General features: G+C 27.6%; 17 protein-coding genes. 12 read left to right on the forward strand and 5 right to left on the reverse strand.

Features of this window, described 5'->3' with window-relative positions:
- Nucleotides 1-8: 8 nt before the first annotated feature.
- A complete protein-coding gene (locus ACKU4C_RS12605; RefSeq protein WP_321312534.1) occupies nt 9-1,514 on the reverse strand; it encodes an aldehyde dehydrogenase family protein in 1,506 nt (501 codons plus the stop codon).
- A gap of 222 nt (nt 1,515-1,736) precedes the next feature.
- Between ACKU4C_RS12605 and ACKU4C_RS12610 the strand changes: the two genes are divergently transcribed.
- Together ACKU4C_RS12610 and ACKU4C_RS12615 are read left to right on the forward strand one after the other, a co-directional pair.
- A complete protein-coding gene (locus ACKU4C_RS12610) occupies nt 1,737-3,656 on the forward strand; it encodes an FIST N-terminal domain-containing protein (RefSeq protein WP_321312536.1) in 1,920 nt (639 codons plus the stop codon).
- Nucleotides 3,637-4,296 (forward strand): response regulator transcription factor, encoded by a 660-nt coding sequence (locus tag ACKU4C_RS12615; protein ID WP_321312538.1) that lies wholly within the window; start codon nt 3,637-3,639, stop codon nt 4,294-4,296. Before ACKU4C_RS12610 ends, ACKU4C_RS12615 begins: the two co-directional genes overlap by 20 nt.
- A gap of 1 nt (nt 4,297) precedes the next feature.
- Here the strand turns inward: ACKU4C_RS12615 and ACKU4C_RS12620 are convergent, their stop codons facing one another.
- On the reverse strand, nt 4,298-6,253 hold the full coding sequence (locus ACKU4C_RS12620; protein ID WP_321312539.1) for a PAS domain S-box protein: 1,956 nt from the start codon (nt 6,251-6,253) through the stop codon (nt 4,298-4,300).
- Between the two features lie 150 nt (nt 6,254-6,403).
- Here ACKU4C_RS12620 and thiS point away from each other — a divergent pair, with 150 nt between their 5' ends.
- The 3 genes from thiS to ACKU4C_RS12635 are packed head-to-tail and all read left to right on the forward strand — an operon-like array spanning nt 6,404 to nt 9,005.
- Nucleotides 6,404-6,604 carry a sulfur carrier protein ThiS gene (thiS, locus tag ACKU4C_RS12625; protein ID WP_321312541.1) on the forward strand — a complete coding sequence of 67 codons (201 nt, stop codon included), beginning with the start codon at nt 6,404-6,406 and terminating at the stop codon, nt 6,602-6,604.
- Nucleotides 6,605-6,607: 3 nt separating this feature from the next.
- Nucleotides 6,608-8,692 (forward strand): molybdopterin-dependent oxidoreductase, encoded by a 2,085-nt coding sequence (locus ACKU4C_RS12630; RefSeq protein ID WP_321312543.1) that lies wholly within the window; start codon nt 6,608-6,610, stop codon nt 8,690-8,692.
- Nucleotides 8,673-9,005: a YraN family protein gene (locus ACKU4C_RS12635; RefSeq protein WP_321312544.1), complete on the forward strand. Its 333-nt coding sequence runs from the start codon at nt 8,673-8,675 to the stop codon at nt 9,003-9,005. The genes ACKU4C_RS12630 and ACKU4C_RS12635 overlap by 20 nt, the downstream gene beginning before the upstream one ends.
- On the opposite strand, the gene ACKU4C_RS12640 is transcribed toward ACKU4C_RS12635, so the two are convergent.
- Both ACKU4C_RS12640 and ACKU4C_RS12645 read right to left on the reverse strand, forming a co-directional pair.
- The gene (locus tag ACKU4C_RS12640) at nt 8,995-10,407 is read right to left on the reverse strand and encodes a chloride channel protein (protein ID WP_321312545.1); all 1,413 of its coding nucleotides are present in this window, start codon (nt 10,405-10,407) and stop codon (nt 8,995-8,997) included. The two genes, ACKU4C_RS12635 and ACKU4C_RS12640, sit on opposite strands and share 11 nt — an antisense overlap.
- 99 nt (nt 10,408-10,506) lie before the next feature.
- Nucleotides 10,507-11,214 carry a DUF502 domain-containing protein gene (locus ACKU4C_RS12645; protein ID WP_321312547.1) on the reverse strand — a complete coding sequence of 236 codons (708 nt, stop codon included), beginning with the start codon at nt 11,212-11,214 and terminating at the stop codon, nt 10,507-10,509.
- A gap of 82 nt (nt 11,215-11,296) precedes the next feature.
- Here ACKU4C_RS12645 and ACKU4C_RS12650 point away from each other — a divergent pair, with 82 nt between their 5' ends.
- The 7 genes from ACKU4C_RS12650 (at nt 11,297) to mqnE (ending at nt 16,863) form a co-directional block, all read left to right on the forward strand.
- Nucleotides 11,297-11,665: a diacylglycerol kinase gene (locus tag ACKU4C_RS12650; RefSeq protein ID WP_321312549.1), complete on the forward strand. Its 369-nt coding sequence runs from the start codon at nt 11,297-11,299 to the stop codon at nt 11,663-11,665.
- Between the two features lie 57 nt (nt 11,666-11,722).
- Nucleotides 11,723-13,345, forward strand: coding sequence for a cation:proton antiporter (locus ACKU4C_RS12655; RefSeq protein WP_321312552.1), 1,623 nt, complete (start codon nt 11,723-11,725; stop codon nt 13,343-13,345).
- A 146-nt stretch (nt 13,346-13,491) separates the two neighbouring features.
- Nucleotides 13,492-14,586 (forward strand): pyridoxal phosphate-dependent aminotransferase family protein, encoded by a 1,095-nt coding sequence (locus tag ACKU4C_RS12660; protein WP_321312554.1) that lies wholly within the window; start codon nt 13,492-13,494, stop codon nt 14,584-14,586.
- A complete protein-coding gene (locus tag ACKU4C_RS12665) occupies nt 14,583-14,822 on the forward strand; it encodes a hypothetical protein (protein ID WP_321312556.1) in 240 nt (79 codons plus the stop codon). Before ACKU4C_RS12660 ends, ACKU4C_RS12665 begins: the two co-directional genes overlap by 4 nt.
- Before the next feature lies 1 nt (nt 14,823).
- The gene (locus ACKU4C_RS12670) at nt 14,824-15,483 is read left to right on the forward strand and encodes a carbonic anhydrase (protein WP_321312557.1); all 660 of its coding nucleotides are present in this window, start codon (nt 14,824-14,826) and stop codon (nt 15,481-15,483) included.
- Nucleotides 15,464-15,790, forward strand: a complete 327-nt coding sequence (locus ACKU4C_RS12675) for a hypothetical protein (RefSeq protein ID WP_321312559.1) — start codon at nt 15,464-15,466, stop codon at nt 15,788-15,790. Before ACKU4C_RS12670 ends, ACKU4C_RS12675 begins: the two co-directional genes overlap by 20 nt.
- A gap of 11 nt (nt 15,791-15,801) precedes the next feature.
- Nucleotides 15,802-16,863: an aminofutalosine synthase MqnE gene (mqnE, locus tag ACKU4C_RS12680; protein WP_321312561.1), complete on the forward strand. Its 1,062-nt coding sequence runs from the start codon at nt 15,802-15,804 to the stop codon at nt 16,861-16,863.
- 226 nt (nt 16,864-17,089) lie between these two features.
- On the opposite strand, the gene ACKU4C_RS12685 is transcribed toward mqnE, so the two are convergent.
- A complete protein-coding gene (locus ACKU4C_RS12685) occupies nt 17,090-18,655 on the reverse strand; it encodes a hypothetical protein (RefSeq protein WP_321312563.1) in 1,566 nt (521 codons plus the stop codon).
- Between the last annotated feature and the right edge of the window lie 8 nt (nt 18,656-18,663).

Here is an 18,663-nt window from a genome sequence, read left to right on the forward strand (position 1 = left end):
AATATCTATTAAAAGAATCCTAAGGCATTTTTGCTGTAAGAAGTTAAGATATTTTTTGTATGTCTGTATGAATTTAACATCATCATATGAGTTTCTCTACCTATACCTGATTTTTTATATCCACCAAATGAAGCATGAGAAGGATACATATGGTAGCAGTTTACCCAAACTCTACCTGCTTGAATTGCTCTTGACATTTTGTGTAATTGATGTGCATCTCTTGACCATACACCAGAACCTAATCCATATACAGTATCATTTGCAATTTCAATTGCTTCCTCTTCATCTTTAAAAGTAGTAACAGCTAATACTGGTCCAAAAATCTCTTCTTGGAAAATTCTCATTTTATTGTGACCTTTAAAGATTGTTGGTTTAATATAGAATCCATTTGGATGTTTTTCAGACTCATAAGCTTCACCACCAATTAAACACTCAGCACCCTCTTCTTTACCGATTTTAATATAATCTAAGATTTTCTCTTTTTGGTTAAGAGAGCATTGAGCTCCCATCATATTTTCAACATCAAGAGGATCACCTAATTTAATAGCTTTCACTCTTTCTAATACTCTTTTCATAAATGGCTCATAAATTGACTCTTGAATAAGTGCTCTTGATGGACAAGTACAAACCTCACCTGAGTTAAATGCAAATAATACTAATCCTTCAATAGCTTTGTCAAAGAACTCATCATCTGCATCCATAATTGATTCAAAGAATATATTTGGAGATTTTCCACCAAGTTCCAGTGTTGAAGGAATAATATTTTCAGTTGCATATTGCATAATTAACTGACCAGTTGTAGTTTCCCCTGTAAATCCTACTTTTTTAATATCTGGGTGAGTTGCTAAATATTTACCTATTTTACCACCTGAACCATTAATAATATTTATAACACCTTTTGGTAAAACATTTTGAATTGTTTCCATTAATAATAAAATTGATTTTGGTGTAGCTGATGCTGGTTTCATAACAACACAATTTCCAGCTGCTAATGCAGGAGCTAATTTCCATGCTGCCATTAATAATGGAAAATTCCATGGAATAATTTGTGCTACAACTCCATATGGTTCAAAAACCTCTTGTGAAATTGTATCTTCATCAAGATCAGCAACTGTACCTGATTCAGCTCTAATAACTGATGCAAAATATCTAAAATGATCAACAACTAAAGGTAAGTCAGCATTTAGTGTTTCTCTAACAGTTTTACCATTATCTAAAGTTTCAACAACTGCAAGAGCTTCAAGATTTGCTTCAATTGCATCTGCAACTCTATTTAACATTGTACTTCTTTCGATTACTGAAGTGTGTTTATAAGATTCAAAAGCTGTTTTTGCAGCTTGTACAGCTAATTCAACATCCTCTTCATTTGATCTTGGAATTCTTGTTAAAACATCACCATCAACAGGTGAAATATTATCAAAATACTCGCCACTTTTTGGAGCTACCCATTCTCCACCAATAAAATTCTCATATTGAGGCTTAAAAGTTGGTTTTTCATAAATTTTAGCAGACATATCATTTCCTTTTATATATTAAAATGAAAAAATCATATACGTAAAGTGTATTAATCTTTTCTTGATGAAATCTTACTGTATAAATATAGCTTGAATTTAGCCTGAATATAGCCTGAATATAGCGTTAATTTTTTTGTTTCCAAATAGCCCATTTTTAGCCATTTTTTAATAAAAATATCTATTATATTTTTTTTAAAAAAAATATTTATGATACAATTTTGTATGAAAACTTTTAACTATAATATTAAAAATGGTATTGAAAATAGCAATATTAATCTAGAACTATTAAAAAATGAAGAAAATATATTAATACAAATTTTTTGTGGTCAAGGATATAGTAATTTAAAAGATATTATAGAAAAACTAAAAAAAGAACTCCCCCAATCAATTATTATTGGTACAACAACTGATGGAGAGATTAAAAATACCTCTATTACAACATCTAATACCATCATTTCAATCTCAATATTTAAAGAAACTAAAATTTTAGCCTCTTATGCAGATGATAAAAACTCTTTTAATAATGGTTTTAATCTGGCAAAAAATTTAGTTACTAGTAATACAAAACTTCTAATACTATTTACAGATGGAACAACAACAAATGGAGAAAACTTTTTAAAAGGTGTAGAGTCTTTTAGTAATACAACTCCAATATGTGGGGGAATGGCAGGAGATAATGGAAAGTTTACACAAACATTTATTTCATGCCAAGATAAAATTTTAAAAAGTGGTGCAGTTGGTGTTTCTTTAAATTCTGATAAATTAAAAGTTCATAACGATTATAGATTTAATTGGTCCCCAATTGGTATTGAACATACAATTGATAAAATTGAAGATAATAGAGTTTATAGTATAAATGGGATGTCCCCTGTTGAGTTTTATGCAAAATATTTAGGAGAAGATGTTGCAATGGCACTGCCTGCAACAGGGATAGAATTTCCACTTATAGTTGAGAAAGATGGTATTCCTACGGCAAGAGCAGTAATTGCTAAGCATAGCGATGGAAGTGTAAGTTTTGCAGGAAATTTGGAAGAGGGAGATAAGGTAAAATTAGGTTTTGGAAATGCTGAGATGATTATGCAAAATCCTATAGAAAGCCTAAATAACTTAAGTTCAATGAAACCTGAAAGTTTTTTTCTATTTTCATGTATGGCAAGAAGAAGATATATGCCAAGCTTTATCCAAGTAGAGGTGGAACCCTTTGCAAAAATTGCACCCACTTCTGGTTTTTTTACCTATGCAGAGTTTTATCACAATGGAACTAATAATCTTCTTTTAAATCAAACATTGACAATAGTTGCACTTACAGAAGATTCTTCTGAAAGTGACTTTAAAGAGTTAAATCTAGAACCAAAAGAAAAGAATGAACATGCGAGAACAATAAGAGCTTTAACTCATCTTATACAACAATCAACAAAAGATTATGATAAACAAACTGCAAAATTAAATGAAGAAAAATTATATACCCATAATCTATTAGCTGCACAAAAACAGTTTTTAAGACATACAATTCATGAAACAAACACACCTTTATCTTCTATTATGTGGAATGTTGAACTACATGAAATGGAATTAGGAAAAAGTAGATACTTATCAAACATTGAAGTTGCTATGAAAAATCTTTTTTCAATCTATGATGATTTAAGTTATCTAGTAAAAAGAGATCAAATAAATTATTCTACTCAAAGAATTGATTTAACAGATTACCTTAGAAGTAGAATTGATTTTTTCTTTCAAGTTGCATTAAAAGCAAAATCTAAATTAATATTTGATAGCTCAAATAAATCTCGTTTTATAAATTTTAATGAAACAAAACTTCAAAGAATCATAGACAATAATTTAACAAATGCGATAAAATATACTTTTGAAAACGAAGATATACATATTGTACTTTATGAAGAAAATGATTTTTTTAAACTTCAGTTTACAAGCCATTCAAGTGTAATTCAAGAACCTCAAAAAATTTTTGAAGAGTATTATAGAGAAGAGAAATTAAAAGAGGGTTTTGGCTTAGGTTTAAATTTAGTAAAAAAAATATGTGATGAGGAAGATGTAAAAATAAAAGTAGAATCAAACAACTATTTTACAACTTTTTCATATTACTTTAAAAAGGAAGATAAAGATGAAAATTCTATTACTTGAAGATGATTTGATGTTAAATGATGCAATAACTCAATATTTAACATCTGTAGGACATCAAATTGTATCATCAAAAGATGGAAAAACTTGCCTTGAAATATTAGAAAATGAAAAGTTTGATATGTTAATACTAGATATTAATCTTCCAGATATTGATGGTTTTACTATTTTAGAAGAACTTCATAAACAAAAAAGAACAATTCCTACTATATTTATCTCTGCACTTTTAGATATTGAAGAGATATCAAGAGCTTTTGATATTGGTTGCCATGATTATTTAAAAAAACCCTTTCATCTAAAAGAATTAAATCTTCGAATAAATAAGATTTTAAAATCTTCAGTTGTTCCTCAAAATCATAAAAGATTATCAAAATTATATAGTTTTGATCACGATAATATGACACTTTATTTTAATAATGAACCCCATATTTTACCCAAAAGACAACTTATGATAATCTCTTTATTGTCTAAAAATAGAAGTTTAGTTGTAAATTATGATATGTTTAGAGAATATGCTTATGATGGAGATGATATAGATACCGCAACTATAAGAGCTGAAGTTAATAGAGTAAAAAAAGTATTAAAAGAGGACTTTATAATAAATATCAGAGGAATTGGATATATGGTTGAAAGACCAAATTAAATTACATCATAGGTAACTCAATAAAAAATTTAGCTCCATTTTTTGTATTTTTAGCATAAATATTACCTTTTAGACTTTCATTAATAATTCTATAACTCATATTTAATCCTAAACCTGTTCCTAATGTTTGATGTTTTGTTGTAAAATATGGTTCGAAAATATGTGGCATATTTTTTTCAGGAATTCCCCCTGCATTATCTTCAACAGCAATGATAATTCTATCATCAATCGAATATAGTTCTAGCTTTATCCATGGATTTATCGTTTCCTTTTCCAACAAAGCATCTTTTGCATTATTAAAAATATTTAATAAAACTTGCTCTAATTGACCAATAATTAAATTAACTTTTGTTGTTTTTTCATAATCAATATTATCAATCAAATCAATACTCTTTTCCTTTAATGTAGCATCAATAATCATTTTAGCAGCAATAATTCTATCTTCTAAATTTGTTTTTTCAACACTTTTTCTAACTCTTAGAAAATCTCTAAAAGTATCAATTGTTTTTGACAAATGAAGTGTATACTCAACTATGTTGCCTAATTTTTTATATAAATTTTCATCATCAATAATATTTGCTTTTTTCTCAAATATTAAACCACTTGCTAAGGTACTAATAGCACTTAAAGGTTGTCTCCATTGATGAGCAATATTACCTATCATCTCTCCCATTGCTACCATTTTTGCATTTTGAAAATAGTCTACTTGATTCTCTTCAAAAGTTTTTTTCGCTGTTATATCTTGTCTAATAGCTATAAATCCAACTAAAGAGTTATTTTCATCATATTCTGGTGAAATCATAGAGTAAACCCAAAAACTATGTCCAGATTTTGCTTTATTTTTAAGTTCTCCTGCCCAAGTTTTCCCAGATTTGATAGTATTCCACATATTTTCATAAAATTGATTTGAATAGTTTGTTTCTTTTAAAATACTATGAGTTTTTCCTATCAATTCATCTTTTGAATAACCTGTTAATTTACAAAATGCTTCACTAACTTCAGTAATAATCCCTTCACTATCTGTTCTAGAATAAAGAACATAAGTACCTATTAAATCAAGATTATTTTGTATTTTTTTTGTTTGTTCTTGAACTTTTTTTTCTAATAAATCATTTAATTTTTCTAATTCTCTTGGTCTATTTAAAATAATAAATAAAAGATATCCAAGTAAAAATGAGATTAATATACTAACAAAATATAAAATAAAAACTAAACTGTTAGATAAATAGATTCCAGTATATTGTATATCTAAATACCAAGTACCATTTGGAACTTTTAAACTCTTAGTATAAACTTTTTGCTCAGAAGAAAAATTCTTATTTCCATAAAAAATATCCATTTTTTCTGTGTCAGGATGAACTCTTTTTAGTCTAAAAATATAATTTTTTTCTTTTAATTCATTGATGTTTGTATTTTTAATCAAATCATCCAAAATAATCAAAGCTGACGCAAAACCCCAAAATTTATCATTGATATAAATAGGCTTTCTTGCAATAATCCCTACTCCACCTTGTATTAATGTAAAAGGGCCAGCTAAAGTTAATTTATGACTTTTTCTTGTTAGAAAAGCTTCTTTTTTTCTTGCATCATCTTTAAATAAATCATGTCCAATAGCTTTTTCATTTCCTTCTAATGGATAGATTTTTTTAACTACTGCATCAGGAGCTAATTGTAGATTACTAACACCTTTTAATTCAGATAAAAGCATTTTAGCAAAAGTATCAAAACTACTCATATTGCCATTTACTATCTTTATATGTTCACCTAAAATTGTTGCACTTTTTGTATTTCGAAAAATAGTTCTTTCTAAAACATTTGCTTGAGAATTAAGAACTTCTGTAGATAAATTATCAATACTACTTTCAATATTGTAATTATTACTTTCTATTAGCTTATGGCTTATATAAATTAGTATGATAGTTACTATTAGAGAAATAATTCTTTCTTTTTTAATCATAAAAATTCCATGCTATCTTATTAATATTTTCATTATATAAAAATTTACTAAAAATACTATTATAAATATAATGTTTTTTATATATTAAGATTTATTGTTTAATATAATGATATTTTTGTTAAAATCTATAAAATAGAAAGGGTATTTGTTATGAATCTAATAGTAAACGGTGAAGAGAAAAACTTTAATGAAAACTCTACACTACAAGAAATTATCTCTATACTTAAAATTGAAGATAAAGTTATGGCAGCAGCTGTAAATATGGAGATTGTTAAAAAAGATGAATGGAATAGTTTTGTTCTTAATGAGAATGATAAATTAGAATTATTACAATTTGTAGGTGGTGGTTGATAAATGATTGCAGATATAAATTCAGTTTGCACATACTGTGGTGTTGGTTGTGATATTACAGGACAAGTAAAAGATAATAAAATATTAAAAATCTATGCACAAAATGATGGTTATGTTAGTCAAGGTAAGCTTTGTATTAAAGGAGCAAAAGGTTTCGGTTTTGTTGATTCTGATGATAGGATAAGAAATAGTAGAGTTAAAAAAAGTTTTATTGAGAAAAACTTAGAAGAGTTACCAAGAGAGTTAAAAGCAAGAGCAAAAACATTAAAAGAGTTTGATGAAAAGTATTTTGAAACCCCATATGAGTTTACAACATCTCTTGCAGCTTGGAAACTTATGGAGATAAAAGACACCTATGGCAGACATAGTTTTTGTGGAATGGGAGGAGCTAGAACTTCATGTGAGAGTTCTTATATGTTCCAAAAATTCATTAGAGAAGGGATGGATTCTCCCCATGTAGATTGTTGTGCGAGAGTTTGTCATAGTCCTAGTTTAAAAGGGATGAAACCTCTTATTGGAGAAGGTGCAGCAACAAACCCATTTGACGATATTTACAAAACTGAAAATATAATTATTATGGGTTCAAATACTACAGAGGCACATCCTATTGTTGCAAATAGAATAATAAAAGCAGCAAAAGCTAAAACAGCCAATGTAACAGTAATTGATGTTAGAAATATTCAAATAGGTAAATATGGAAAAGAGTTAGTAATTCCATATGAAGCAAATCTTTTAGTACTTAACATGATGGCATATGTAATTCTTTCTGAAAAACTTTATGACAATAACTTTATAGATTCAAGATGTGTAGGTTTTGAAGAGTATAAAAAATCAATTCTAAATGACCCTTATGCAAATCCTGAATATATGAGAAAAATTAAAGGTTATGAAGATTTAGCAGATTCTATTCCTGAAGTAGCTAGAGAGTATGCCTCAAAACAATCAATGTTTTTTTGGGGTTTGGGAATAACTGAACATTTAGATGGTTCATATGCTGTAATGGCAATAGTACACCTTGCTTTATTAACAGGAAATATTGGTAAAACAGGAACTGGTCTTATGCCTTTAAGGGGACAAAATAATGTACAAGGAGCCTGTGATACAGGATGTCTTCCATATTTTGATCCTGATTATGCAAAACCAAAAGAGATTGGACTTATGACACCTCAACTTATAGATGAGATGTTAAAGGGTAAAATCAAAGCTATGTATGTGATGGGAGAAGATATTGCCCATATTCATCCAAATCAAAACAAAGTACACAAAGCTTTAGAAAACCTTGAATTAATTATCTCAAATGAACTTTTTATGAATGAGATTACAAAAAAAGCAGATATTATTTTTGGTGTTAGATCTGCTTATGAAAAAACTGGTGTTTATGTAAATGCCATGAGAAGACTTCACCTTTCTCAACCTCTTGTGGAAGCAGATATGCCAGATGATTGGGAAGTATTAAGAGATATAGAAAACAAAATAAAAGGGAATTTTATTTATGAAACTAGTGAAGATGTATGGAATGAAACTAAAGAAAAAGTAAAATCTAGATTTAGTGGTGCAACATATCATAAACTTTCAAAAAATAGAAATAGAGGTATGCAATGGCCTATTGAAAAAGAGGATACTCCTATTTTACACCTTGAACAATTTAGAACCGAAGATGGAAAAGGATATTTTCAATACCACCAATATAAATTAAGAGAACAGATTAAAAAACTTGTAAATAATGAAGTTTTTGAGAATAATGAGTTTTATTTAACTACTGGAAGAACTATTGTTCACTATAATAATGCTGCCCAAACCATAAGAAGTGAAGCACTAAATTCTAGATATGACAAAGATATTATTTTAGCCTCTAAAGAGGATGAAGAAAAAATTGGTGCCAATCATATTATAATGAAAACCCAATATGGTGAAACTGCAATTATGCCAATTAAATATACTAAAAATATAAGACCTGGAACTTTATATACAACTTTTCATCATCCCCAATCAAAAGTTAATTTTATCTTTGGAGATGAAGCAGATGAACTAATTTTAACTGCAAGATTCAAATCAATTAGAGTAGAAATTGAGCCGATTAAAGGGTGATATTGCTGAAGAGAAAGCTTGTGAGTATTTAAACTCTCAAGCTTTTAAAATAGTAGAAAAAAACTTCTATGCAAAAAAATTAGGAGAGATAGATATTATTGCAACTAAAGATAATATTTATCATTTTATTGAAGTAAAATCCTCAAACTCATATGAAAGTGCCATAAACAATATTACAACAAGTAAACTCTCTAAACTAAAAAGAAGTGTTGAGTATTACTTACAAAAAAAAGAGATTAACTCTAGTTTTTGTATAGATGCGATTATTGTAGTAGATGAAGATATAGAGTTTTTAGAAAACATTACTTTTTAGCTTTTTTATTTCTAATTCTTCTTCTTGATTTAACATATATAATTCTTATAACTCTTCTTATATTCTTAAAAAATCTAGTTGTATACGTAGCCTCTGCATTCTCAATCTCTTCTCCAAGTTTTACATTTATGGCATCTGATTTTTTCATTGATAAAACCTGTGAAGGGAATACACTTCTATGCCCAGTCATCAAAAATGCAATTATAATTGATAAAGCGGCATAGTGAGCTACGTTTACTCCAAATAGCTCAACTGCCATAATCATTGCAGCAATTGGTGCACTTGTTGCCCCTGCTAAAACACTAACAAAGCCTAAAGCAGCAAAAAGTGGAATATATCCATCAACTAAACCACCAAAAAAGTTACCACTTGTTGCCCCAATGTAAAATACAGGAGTAATAACCCCTCCACTTCCACCAAAACCTAAAGTTAAAGAGGTAAAAATCGTTTTTAGTATAAATGAATACCAAGGAACATTTTCATGATCTAAAGTACTTGATGATAAAGATTCTTTTATTGTTTCAAATCCTAAACCTAGATATTGATCTCCAACAATCAAAGTTAAAATAACAATAACAACCCCACCTAAAAATGCTTTTAAAATATAATGCATTTTCAATGAACTTGCGTAATTATGAATAGCTTTTAAAATAGTAATAATAAAATCAGCAACTAATCCAAAGAAGATACCAGCTAAAATTACTTTTGCTATAAGTACATAGTTAAAATCAAAAGTTACATAATATGCGATATCAAAGTATGTATAACTTATCCCAACCATTTTTGCAACAAAAAATGCAGAAAATCCAGCTACAATTGATGGTAATAAAATATCATACATTAAAGCACCAACAATAAGTATCTCTACTCCAAAGATAGCTCCAGCTAAAGGTGTTCCAAATACTGAGGCAAAACCGGCACTAATACCACATATTACCATTTTTTTTCTATCTCTTTTTGAGAATTTAAAAAGAGTTGCTATAGACGAAGCTGCTGCTGCACCAATTTGAGCACCCGGTCCCTCTTTACCAACAGAACCACCTGCAAATATTGTAATTACTGTAGCAACTAATTTAACAGGGATAACAGATAATTTCATCTCCCCAGAGTTTTTATGTACAGCTTCAATAACTTTTTCAGTTCCATGTCCCTCTGCTGTTGGTGCAAACTTTTTTACAATAATAACAGTAACAACTAAGGCGAAAGGTAATAAATAATAATAGTCAAAGGGTAAAGTACTTCTAGAATTTTCACAATACTCCAAAAACTTTAGAAAAAAAGCAACTATTAAGCCAATTAAAGCTCCAATTGAAGAGGAGATTAATATCCATTTTGTAATTGTTGCAAACATAACTGTTTGCTCAGCAATATGCTTACCCATTTTTTTATTATTATTTTCCATTTTACCACTTGCACTAATTTAGTTTTTATAGTAGAAGAGTAACATAAAAATTAATAAAAAATGGTGTAAAAATGACTAAATTTTAATAATATTAAAAATTTATTTTACAATATCAAATTTTTCCTCTTTATTTTCTTCAAACTGCTTTAAATATTGCTCTAATGTTTCAAACTCTTCTATAGGCTTAGGATCTATTTTTACAATCTCTGCTAAAGATTTTACACCCATTGATAAAAGATATTGTAAATTACTATCAAATGTAGCTTCTTTAATAACTCTAATCTTATCTTTATGTACTTCAAACATATATCCACCATTTGGGATAGGAGTCATAGATAAAACAACTGTATAATGATCTTTAATAACAGATTCTTTTGTTGAATACATTAACCCAACATTATAATCCTCTTTTGAAAATCCTCTTATTAGTACAACCAATACTTTTTTCTCTCCAGATTTTGAAGTATTAAAAATATTTACTAATTCTTTAATTGTGGAATATCCTGGTACTTTTGAGTATAACTTTTGAATAAAATTAATCATACCTGTTTCTACAAATATTCCTAATATATAAGCAAAAAAAGCTATTAACCCTACTCCTATAAAGGTCCAAAGGATAGGATAATTATCTGGTTCAAATCCTATTAAAGTAAAAAGATACCCTGTTAAACTATTAAATTTTTCATAAACCCAAAGTATTATTATAGTAATTGCAGCTATGGGAGCCAACCAAAAAAGACCTTTTAATATAACTGTAATAATATGATCTTTACCATGTCCAAAAAAATCTTTTATTTTATCTAGCATTATTGCTCCTAAATTTTGAATATAACCTATTGGTAACTCTTTTTTATTAATATATCTAAAATATAATAATTAAAGGGATTAAATGAGAAACCAACCAAAATATCACTTCATAAAGAATACAATATATGCCCTTAAAGGACTAAAAGATATTATAAAAACTGAAAACTCTTTTAAAATAGAATTATCTCTATTTTTTATCTCTATACCAATATTATTTTTTCTAGATACAACATTAACTAATAAAATTTTACTTTTTGCCACTTTAGGTCTTGTTCTTTTAACTGAAGCAATGAATTCTGCAATTGAAAGAGCAGTAGACTTAGTTACCCTAGAGCATCAAAAAATGGCAGGAATGGCAAAAGATGCAGGAAGTGCAGCAGTTTTTATCTCCATAATAATTGCTCTTACTACATGGATTTTAATAGTATTAAACAGTTTCAATATAATTTGATCTATTTGTATACAAAATCTTAATATAAAATCCAAATTTATTGGATAAAATACGAAAATGGAAACAATACTATTAATAATATTTTTATCATTAGCAATATCTACAGTGCTAAATATAATTTTAAAAAAGCTATCTATGTCACACATTATTGGATATATAATTACAGGAACATTGATAACTTTTATTTTTGATTTATCAAATAGTTCTGATCTTCATATCTTAGAATTGATTGGAGAGTTTGGAATAGTTTTTCTTATGTTTACTATTGGTCTTGAGATGCCCTTTAACAAACTAAAAAGAATGAAAGAGATACTTTTTGTAAATGGAGTATTTCAAGTTGGGGTAAGTGCTCTTATTATCTTTTTAGCTTCACGATTTATTTTTTCTATTGATACTGTCTCTTCAATTATAATTGCACTTGCTTTCTCTTTATCTTCAACAGCTATTGTATTAACATATTTAAAACAATCAAAGGATATACATACCCCTTATGGAGAAAGATCTACAGCAATATTAGTTTTTCAAGATTTAGCAGTAATTCCAATTCTTTTATTAATCTCATTTTTAGCAAACGATACCCTAAGCTTAAGCGAAATATTAATTAATACTTTTTTATCGGCTCTATTAGTTATCCTTTTTATGTTTACTATAGGTAAAAAACTTCTTGAATGGCTTTTAAAGTTTGCATCACAAACAAGACTAGAAGAGTTGTTTCTAGCTTCAGTCCTATCAATAGTTATAGGAACTTCAATTTTTGCTCATTATTTAGGTTTTACTTACTCGTTAGGAGCATTTATTGCTGGTATGATTATTGCTGAGACCAAATACCATATAAAAGTTGAATCAGATATTGCCTCATATAAAGATTTGCTTCTTGGAGCATTTTTCTTTTCAGTTGGTACAAAAATAGATCTACCTTTTCTTCTTTCAAATATCCATTATGTTTTTTTAGTTTTTATAATGGTACTTATAATAAAAGCTTTTGTTGTTTATATTTTAATAAGAAGAAAATCAAATAAGAGTGATGCAATAAAATCCGCTCTTGCACTTTGTCAGATTGGAGAATTTTCATTTGCAGTATTTGCTCTTGCTTCAAATGATAATCTTCTAGATAAAGAGTTATCTAACTTCTTAATCTTAGTAACTGTTATCTCTATGATAATTACTCCATTTATAATAAACAATATCTATAAATTAGCTTCTTATTTTGTAATTGAATTTTATGAATCAGATAAAATTACCCCTATTAATAAAAAGAACCATACTATTATTTGTGGATATTCAATACTTGGAAGAATAATTGCACACCAACTAAAAAGAAAAAAAAGAAGTTTTGTAATAATCTCAGATAATCTAAAACATGTTGTTTTAGCTAGAAGAAATGGCTATTTAGCATATTTTGGACATTTAGAAAAACTGCCTGTTTTAGAATCTCTAAAAGTTGATGAAGCCTCAGATATAATAATCACATTAAGTAGTGTAAATGAAAAAAAACTAATTTGTGAAGCTGTATTAAACTTTAAAAGTGATGCAAACTTAATAGTTAAAATTGATTCTTTGGATGAAAAAAAAGAATTAAAAGAATTAAATATCAAATACTTTGTACACTCACAACTAGAAACTGCTAATTTAATGATTGAAAAGAGTTTAAGTTTTCAAGAAAAAAAAGAGCAAAACTAATTGCTCTTTTCTCTACTATGAAGGACGTTTAATTAGTAGGTAAAAGAATTATAATAAGTGTTTGTAGCAAAACAATAGCATTAAAAAGAAATTTAACAATTTTTAATAGATTTTTATATAAAATACCTAAATTATTAGGAGCACTTTTGTATTCAAAAGAACTAAATTCTATAAAAAAATCCAACAGACTACGTAAAAGAGAAGTTTTTGATAAATCTCTTATTGACCTAGCTTCAAACGACTATCTTGGTCTTACTACCAATAAAGATATATTTAATAAAGCTTATGAAAGAGTACTAAAAGAACAATACCATGGTCCAAAAGCGTCTATGTTGGTAAATGGCTACTCTAAAATTCATCAAGAGTTTGAAGATGAACTAAAAAAAGCAAATAACTTTGAAGATGCGCTTATTGTAGGGAGTGGTTTTTTAGCAAACCTATCAATGATTGAAGCTTTAGTTAGAAAAGGTGATACTTTATTTATAGATGAAGAATACCATGCAAGTGGTATGGTCGCAACAAGACTTTTAAATAAAAATCAGGTTGTTATATTTAAACATAATAACTGCATTGATTTAAAAAACAAAATAAACCAAACAGATACAAAAGGCAGAAAAATCATAGCTATAGAAGGAGTCTACTCTATGGGTGGAGATTTAGCACCTAAAGAGATGTTTGATATAGCAGATGAAACAAATGCTTTACTAATAGTTGATGAAGCTCATTCTTCAGGTGTTTTAGGGGATAAACTTACAGGTATATTTGATTTTTATTCAATAAATCCAAAAGAGAATCATATAAAAATGGGAACACTTGGAAAAGCTTATGGAAGTTATGGCGCTTATATCCTAGCTAGCTCTAATATTATTGAGTTTTTATTAAATAGAGCAAAAGCTGTTATATACACAACTGCACCATCACTTTTTGATACCGCTTTGGGTTTAGAGTCTTTAAAATATATCCAAAAAAATAAAGAGACTATTAAAAACAAAATATCAACCAATTTACAAGTTATAAATGATATTTTAGGTATAACTTCAAATAGTTTAATCATTCCAATTGTAATTGGTGATAATAAAAAAGTCATTGATATACAAAATAGATTAAAAAATGAAGGCTTTTTAGTTGGAGCAATAAGGCAACCAACTGTAAGTAATGCTATAATTAGGCTTATTGCAAAAATAGATATAGAACCTTTTGTTTTAGAAAAGGTGTGTAAAAGAATAAAGGAGTTTAAATGAAAAAACTGTTGATTTTAATGATGTTCTCTCTTCTTTGTTTTGCAAATGATAAATTTATAAATATGAAAAGTTGTGAATCACTAAAACTTTCAAAATTTACAACTTTAGTATCTTGTCATAATGTAGACTATTTAATAGAATATAAATACCAAGATGATGAAGAGAAAGACAATATTAAAAAAATTACAGCAATAACTGTAAACGATCAAAAAATTATTAAAACAATGGGTAATTAAAATGATTTTAACTGAGTTAATTAAAGGTAACGAAAACTTTAGAAAAAGTGGTTTTTTAAATCTTGAAGAAGAGATAAAAAATTTAGTTCAACACGGACAAAAGCCTGAAGTTATGTTTATTGGTTGCTCTGATAGTAGAGTTACTCCTGATTTGATGCTAGGAACAAAACCTGGGGATATGTTTATTTTAAGAAATGTTGGTAACTTTGTTCCTCCATATAAACATGATGAAGATTTCCATGGTAGTGCAGCTGCTATTGAATATGCAATTGCTGTTTTAAAAGTTAAGCATATTATCATTTGTGGACACTCACATTGTGGCGCATGTAAAAGTTTATATGAAGATATTCCGGATGATGGTTCTTTTATTCATATAAAAACATGGTTAACTTTGGGTGCGAAGGCAAAAGAAACAACACTAAGAAATAAAAAATTTACCACAGAAGAGGAGATGTATAGAGCAACTGAGCGAAACTCTATTCGACATCAATTAGATAATCTATTAACTTATCCAGTTGTAGCAAAGCTACATGAAGATGGAGACTTAAAAGTGCATGGTTGGTATTATGATATTGAGACTGCACAAATTGATTATTATGATAAAGAAGATGATAAATTTAAACCACTAAACGAGATGACTTATGAGCCAAGAAGAGATTGAAGTAAGAAAATTACCTAAGAAGAGTATTATAACTATTGCCGTAATGGCAATATTAATTATAATTGGTTTTATGTTTGAAGTTTTTACTATTAACTTAAAAATGGAAGAAGAATTAGCAAAAATGGGACATAAAAATATATCTGATATAAAAGTTGTTAATAAAATGAGCGTAGAAGATAAAGAAACAAGAATTAAAAGTACTGTATATAAACTTACTTTTTTTGATAAAGACTTGCAAAAAGAGTGTATAGGTTTCGTTCATAGAAGTAACAACGGGAAATATAGTAAAGATATTGATTGTAAATAAAGAGATATTATATGAGTATTTTAGAAAAATTTGAGAAAAAAGAAGATTATACATTTGAAGAAGCATTAAAGTTATACGATTTAGAACTGTTTGAATTAGCTACTCTTGCAAACAAAATTAGAGAAGAGAAACATGGTAAAAAAACGTATTTTAATATAAATAGACATATTAATCCAACAAATGTATGTAAAGATGTATGTCAATTCTGTGCCTATAGTGCAACAAGAAAAAATCCTAATCAATATACCCTATCACATGAAGAGATTTTAAATACAGTTGATAATTCTGTTAAAAATGGTATAAAAGAGGTACATATTGTTTCTGCCCATAATCCAAATACAGGCTTGGAGTGGTATTTAGATATATTTAGGAAAATAAAAAACAAACACCCAGAGATTCATGTAAAAGCATTAACAGCAGCAGAGATTCACTTTTTATCTGAAGAGTATAATCTAAGTTATGAAGAGGTTATTGAAAAAATGATTGAAAGTGGTGTTGATTCGATGCCTGGTGGTGGAGCTGAAATTTTTGATGAAAAGGTGCGAAAAAAAATCTGTGGTGGGAAAGTAAAATCTGACCAATGGTTAAAAATCCACGAGTTATGGCATAAATCAGGTCATCAAAGCAATGCAACAATGCTTTTTGGTCATGTTGAAAATAGAGAGCATAGAATTGATCATATGTTAAGACTTAGAAAACTTCAAGAAAAAACTGGTGGATTTAATGCTTTTATACCACTTGTTTATCAAAAAGAAAATAACTATTTAAAAGTTAAAGATTTTTTAACAGGTCAAGAGATTTTAAAAACAATGGCAATTGCTAGAATCTTACTTGATAATATTCCTAATATAAAAGCATATTGGGTTACTTCAACTACTAAACTTGCACTTCTTGCACAAGAGTTTGGTGCAAATGATTTAGATGGAACAATTGAAAAAGAATCTATTCAAAGTGCAGCTGGAGCAAAAAGTGCAAATGGAATTGCTTTAGAAAACTTTGTTGATTTAATCAAAAATTCTGGTTTTATCCCAGTTGAGCGGGACTCTGTTTATAATGAAATAAAGGTTTGGTAAACAAACCTTTATTTTCCTATTTTTTACTACATAAAGTATTTACAATTCTTATATAGAATGCTAGACTTTTTATAATCAGCAAAAGATAAAAAATGAAAAAAAGATATTCATAAAGATCTTGTTGATAAAGCAGTTATTAAATATAGGTCAATAAACAGTTGCTCAGAATGTAGAAGAGTTAACAAAAATAGGAATAACTTACGGTCAAGGTTTTTTTGTCTTAAAACTATTTTGGTTGATGGAATTGAACTATAAATTCAACTTCAATTCCAGCTTCTGTTTTAACAAAACTTATTGGATAAGTTATATTTATTGAATACAATTCATTATTCATTTTATCAATTAAAGTAAAAAACTCTAAAGGCTTTTGAATAACAATTGTTACTAAATAGTTAAAAGTTGTAACTTGTGATTTAAAACTATTTTTAAAAGTTACATTAGAGCCTTCAGGGAAAAGTATTTTCATCTGCTCTGTAACTCTAATAATTGGCATAAATTCATTTTCAATATATGCTTCTTTATAGTCTTTGAAATTTACAATCTGTTTTTGTTTTGCACCTTCTGCTTTCAGCTGGGCTTCTAAAACTGGTGTCTTACTCTCTTTAAATACTATATTTGCCATATCATAGTATTTTAATAATTCAGGCTGTAATACTTTTATAAAGGTGTCTTTATTTAAAAGATTAATCTCCATAGAAAGTGAGTTTTTATCTAAGTCTAACTCTTTTAAAACTACATCATAAGGAATCACCTCTAAAGCTTTTAAAACACTTGATTCAATTTGATTATTTTTTTCTATATGGTTTGGTAATTCTACTTTTTTCTCTATAGGTTTTTTAGCTACAATATTTTCATCTTTTTTATTTATTAACTCATTAATTTGAGGATAAAAAAGATATCCAATTGCTACAAGAAGAATAAAAATAATAGAAATTAATGTGAAGTTTTTAAACTTATTATTTGGTTTTTTTCTCGGCTTTATAAAACTCTTTACTTTATGTGAATCTCGTGAAAGCTCAAATAACTCTTCATCAACAGAGATTGGATGATAAGTTATATCAAGCATAAAATCCTCTGACATCTTACTTATTTGACTATCTGAAACAAGTTTTAAGTTGTAAAGTAAAGAAACTTTCTCTATAAACATATTTTTTGTTATTGAATAAAACTCTTCAATTGTATTTTTAATTGTCTCATAAAGTTCTAATGCATAAACCTCATCAAACAATTTTTGACCTAAAAGTTCATTTTCATAAAATTCACTTTTTTTAATCTCTTCAAAAGGGGTTAAATCTATTTTTTTATTAAAAACAATTTCAGAGTTTGAGTTTAAAATTACACAAAAGGCTTGATTATTAAAAAGTAGAATTACAAGATTATTATTGCAAGGATTTTTCTCTATATGTAGATTTAAAATATGATATGCTGAGAAGATATAATCTATTCCACATTTATCAAAGTAGTTTCTTGTTTCAAATAAAGTATTTTTAGAAACTGCTATATTGAATTGTTCAGTTAATGATGTTATTGCATAATCTTTAGGTGTAGGCAATTTTTTTTGAATTAGTTTTGTTTCATCTTGAAGTAAAAGAGTAGAGATATATGTATTATCTATTTCACTTTGATTGGATACAAGTTTTGTGGCAATATCTCTACCCATGATTTCATCATAGGCTAAAAATGTAGAGGCATTAGTCTCTACAATATCATTATTATTTAATTTTTTATAATTTATTTTAAGCTGTGTTTTGTATTTTATGGCATTTATGTATAAATACTCTTTTGAAAACATCTTAAACT

Source organism: Halarcobacter sp., from assembly GCF_963676935.1.
Lineage (GTDB): Bacteria > Campylobacterota > Campylobacteria > Campylobacterales > Arcobacteraceae > Halarcobacter.

Excerpts from the sequence above, each read along its gene's own strand:
- ACKU4C_RS12610 (WP_321312536.1), top strand. The coding sequence starts at position 1,737 with ATGAAAACTTTTAACTATAATATTAAAAATGGTATTGAAAATAGCAAT.
- ACKU4C_RS12630 (WP_321312543.1), top strand. The coding sequence starts at position 6,608 with ATGATTGCAGATATAAATTCAGTTTGCACATACTGTGGTGTTGGTTGT.
- ACKU4C_RS12645 (WP_321312547.1), bottom strand. The coding sequence starts at position 11,214 with ATGCTAGATAAAATAAAAGATTTTTTTGGACATGGTAAAGATCATATT.
- thiS (WP_321312541.1), top strand. The coding sequence starts at position 6,404 with ATGAATCTAATAGTAAACGGTGAAGAGAAAAACTTTAATGAAAACTCT.
- ACKU4C_RS12685 (WP_321312563.1), bottom strand. The coding sequence starts at position 18,655 with ATGTTTTCAAAAGAGTATTTATACATAAATGCCATAAAATACAAAACA.
- ACKU4C_RS12650 (WP_321312549.1), top strand. The coding sequence starts at position 11,297 with ATGAGAAACCAACCAAAATATCACTTCATAAAGAATACAATATATGCC.
- ACKU4C_RS12665 (WP_321312556.1), top strand. The coding sequence starts at position 14,583 with ATGAAAAAACTGTTGATTTTAATGATGTTCTCTCTTCTTTGTTTTGCA.
- ACKU4C_RS12615 (WP_321312538.1), top strand. The coding sequence starts at position 3,637 with ATGAAAATTCTATTACTTGAAGATGATTTGATGTTAAATGATGCAATA.
- ACKU4C_RS12620 (WP_321312539.1), bottom strand. The coding sequence starts at position 6,253 with ATGATTAAAAAAGAAAGAATTATTTCTCTAATAGTAACTATCATACTA.
- ACKU4C_RS12675 (WP_321312559.1), top strand. The coding sequence starts at position 15,464 with ATGAGCCAAGAAGAGATTGAAGTAAGAAAATTACCTAAGAAGAGTATT.
- ACKU4C_RS12670 (WP_321312557.1), top strand. The coding sequence starts at position 14,824 with ATGATTTTAACTGAGTTAATTAAAGGTAACGAAAACTTTAGAAAAAGT.
- ACKU4C_RS12605 (WP_321312534.1), bottom strand. The coding sequence starts at position 1,514 with ATGTCTGCTAAAATTTATGAAAAACCAACTTTTAAGCCTCAATATGAG.
- mqnE (WP_321312561.1), top strand. The coding sequence starts at position 15,802 with ATGAGTATTTTAGAAAAATTTGAGAAAAAAGAAGATTATACATTTGAA.
- ACKU4C_RS12640 (WP_321312545.1), bottom strand. The coding sequence starts at position 10,407 with ATGGAAAATAATAATAAAAAAATGGGTAAGCATATTGCTGAGCAAACA.
- ACKU4C_RS12655 (WP_321312552.1), top strand. The coding sequence starts at position 11,723 with ATGGAAACAATACTATTAATAATATTTTTATCATTAGCAATATCTACA.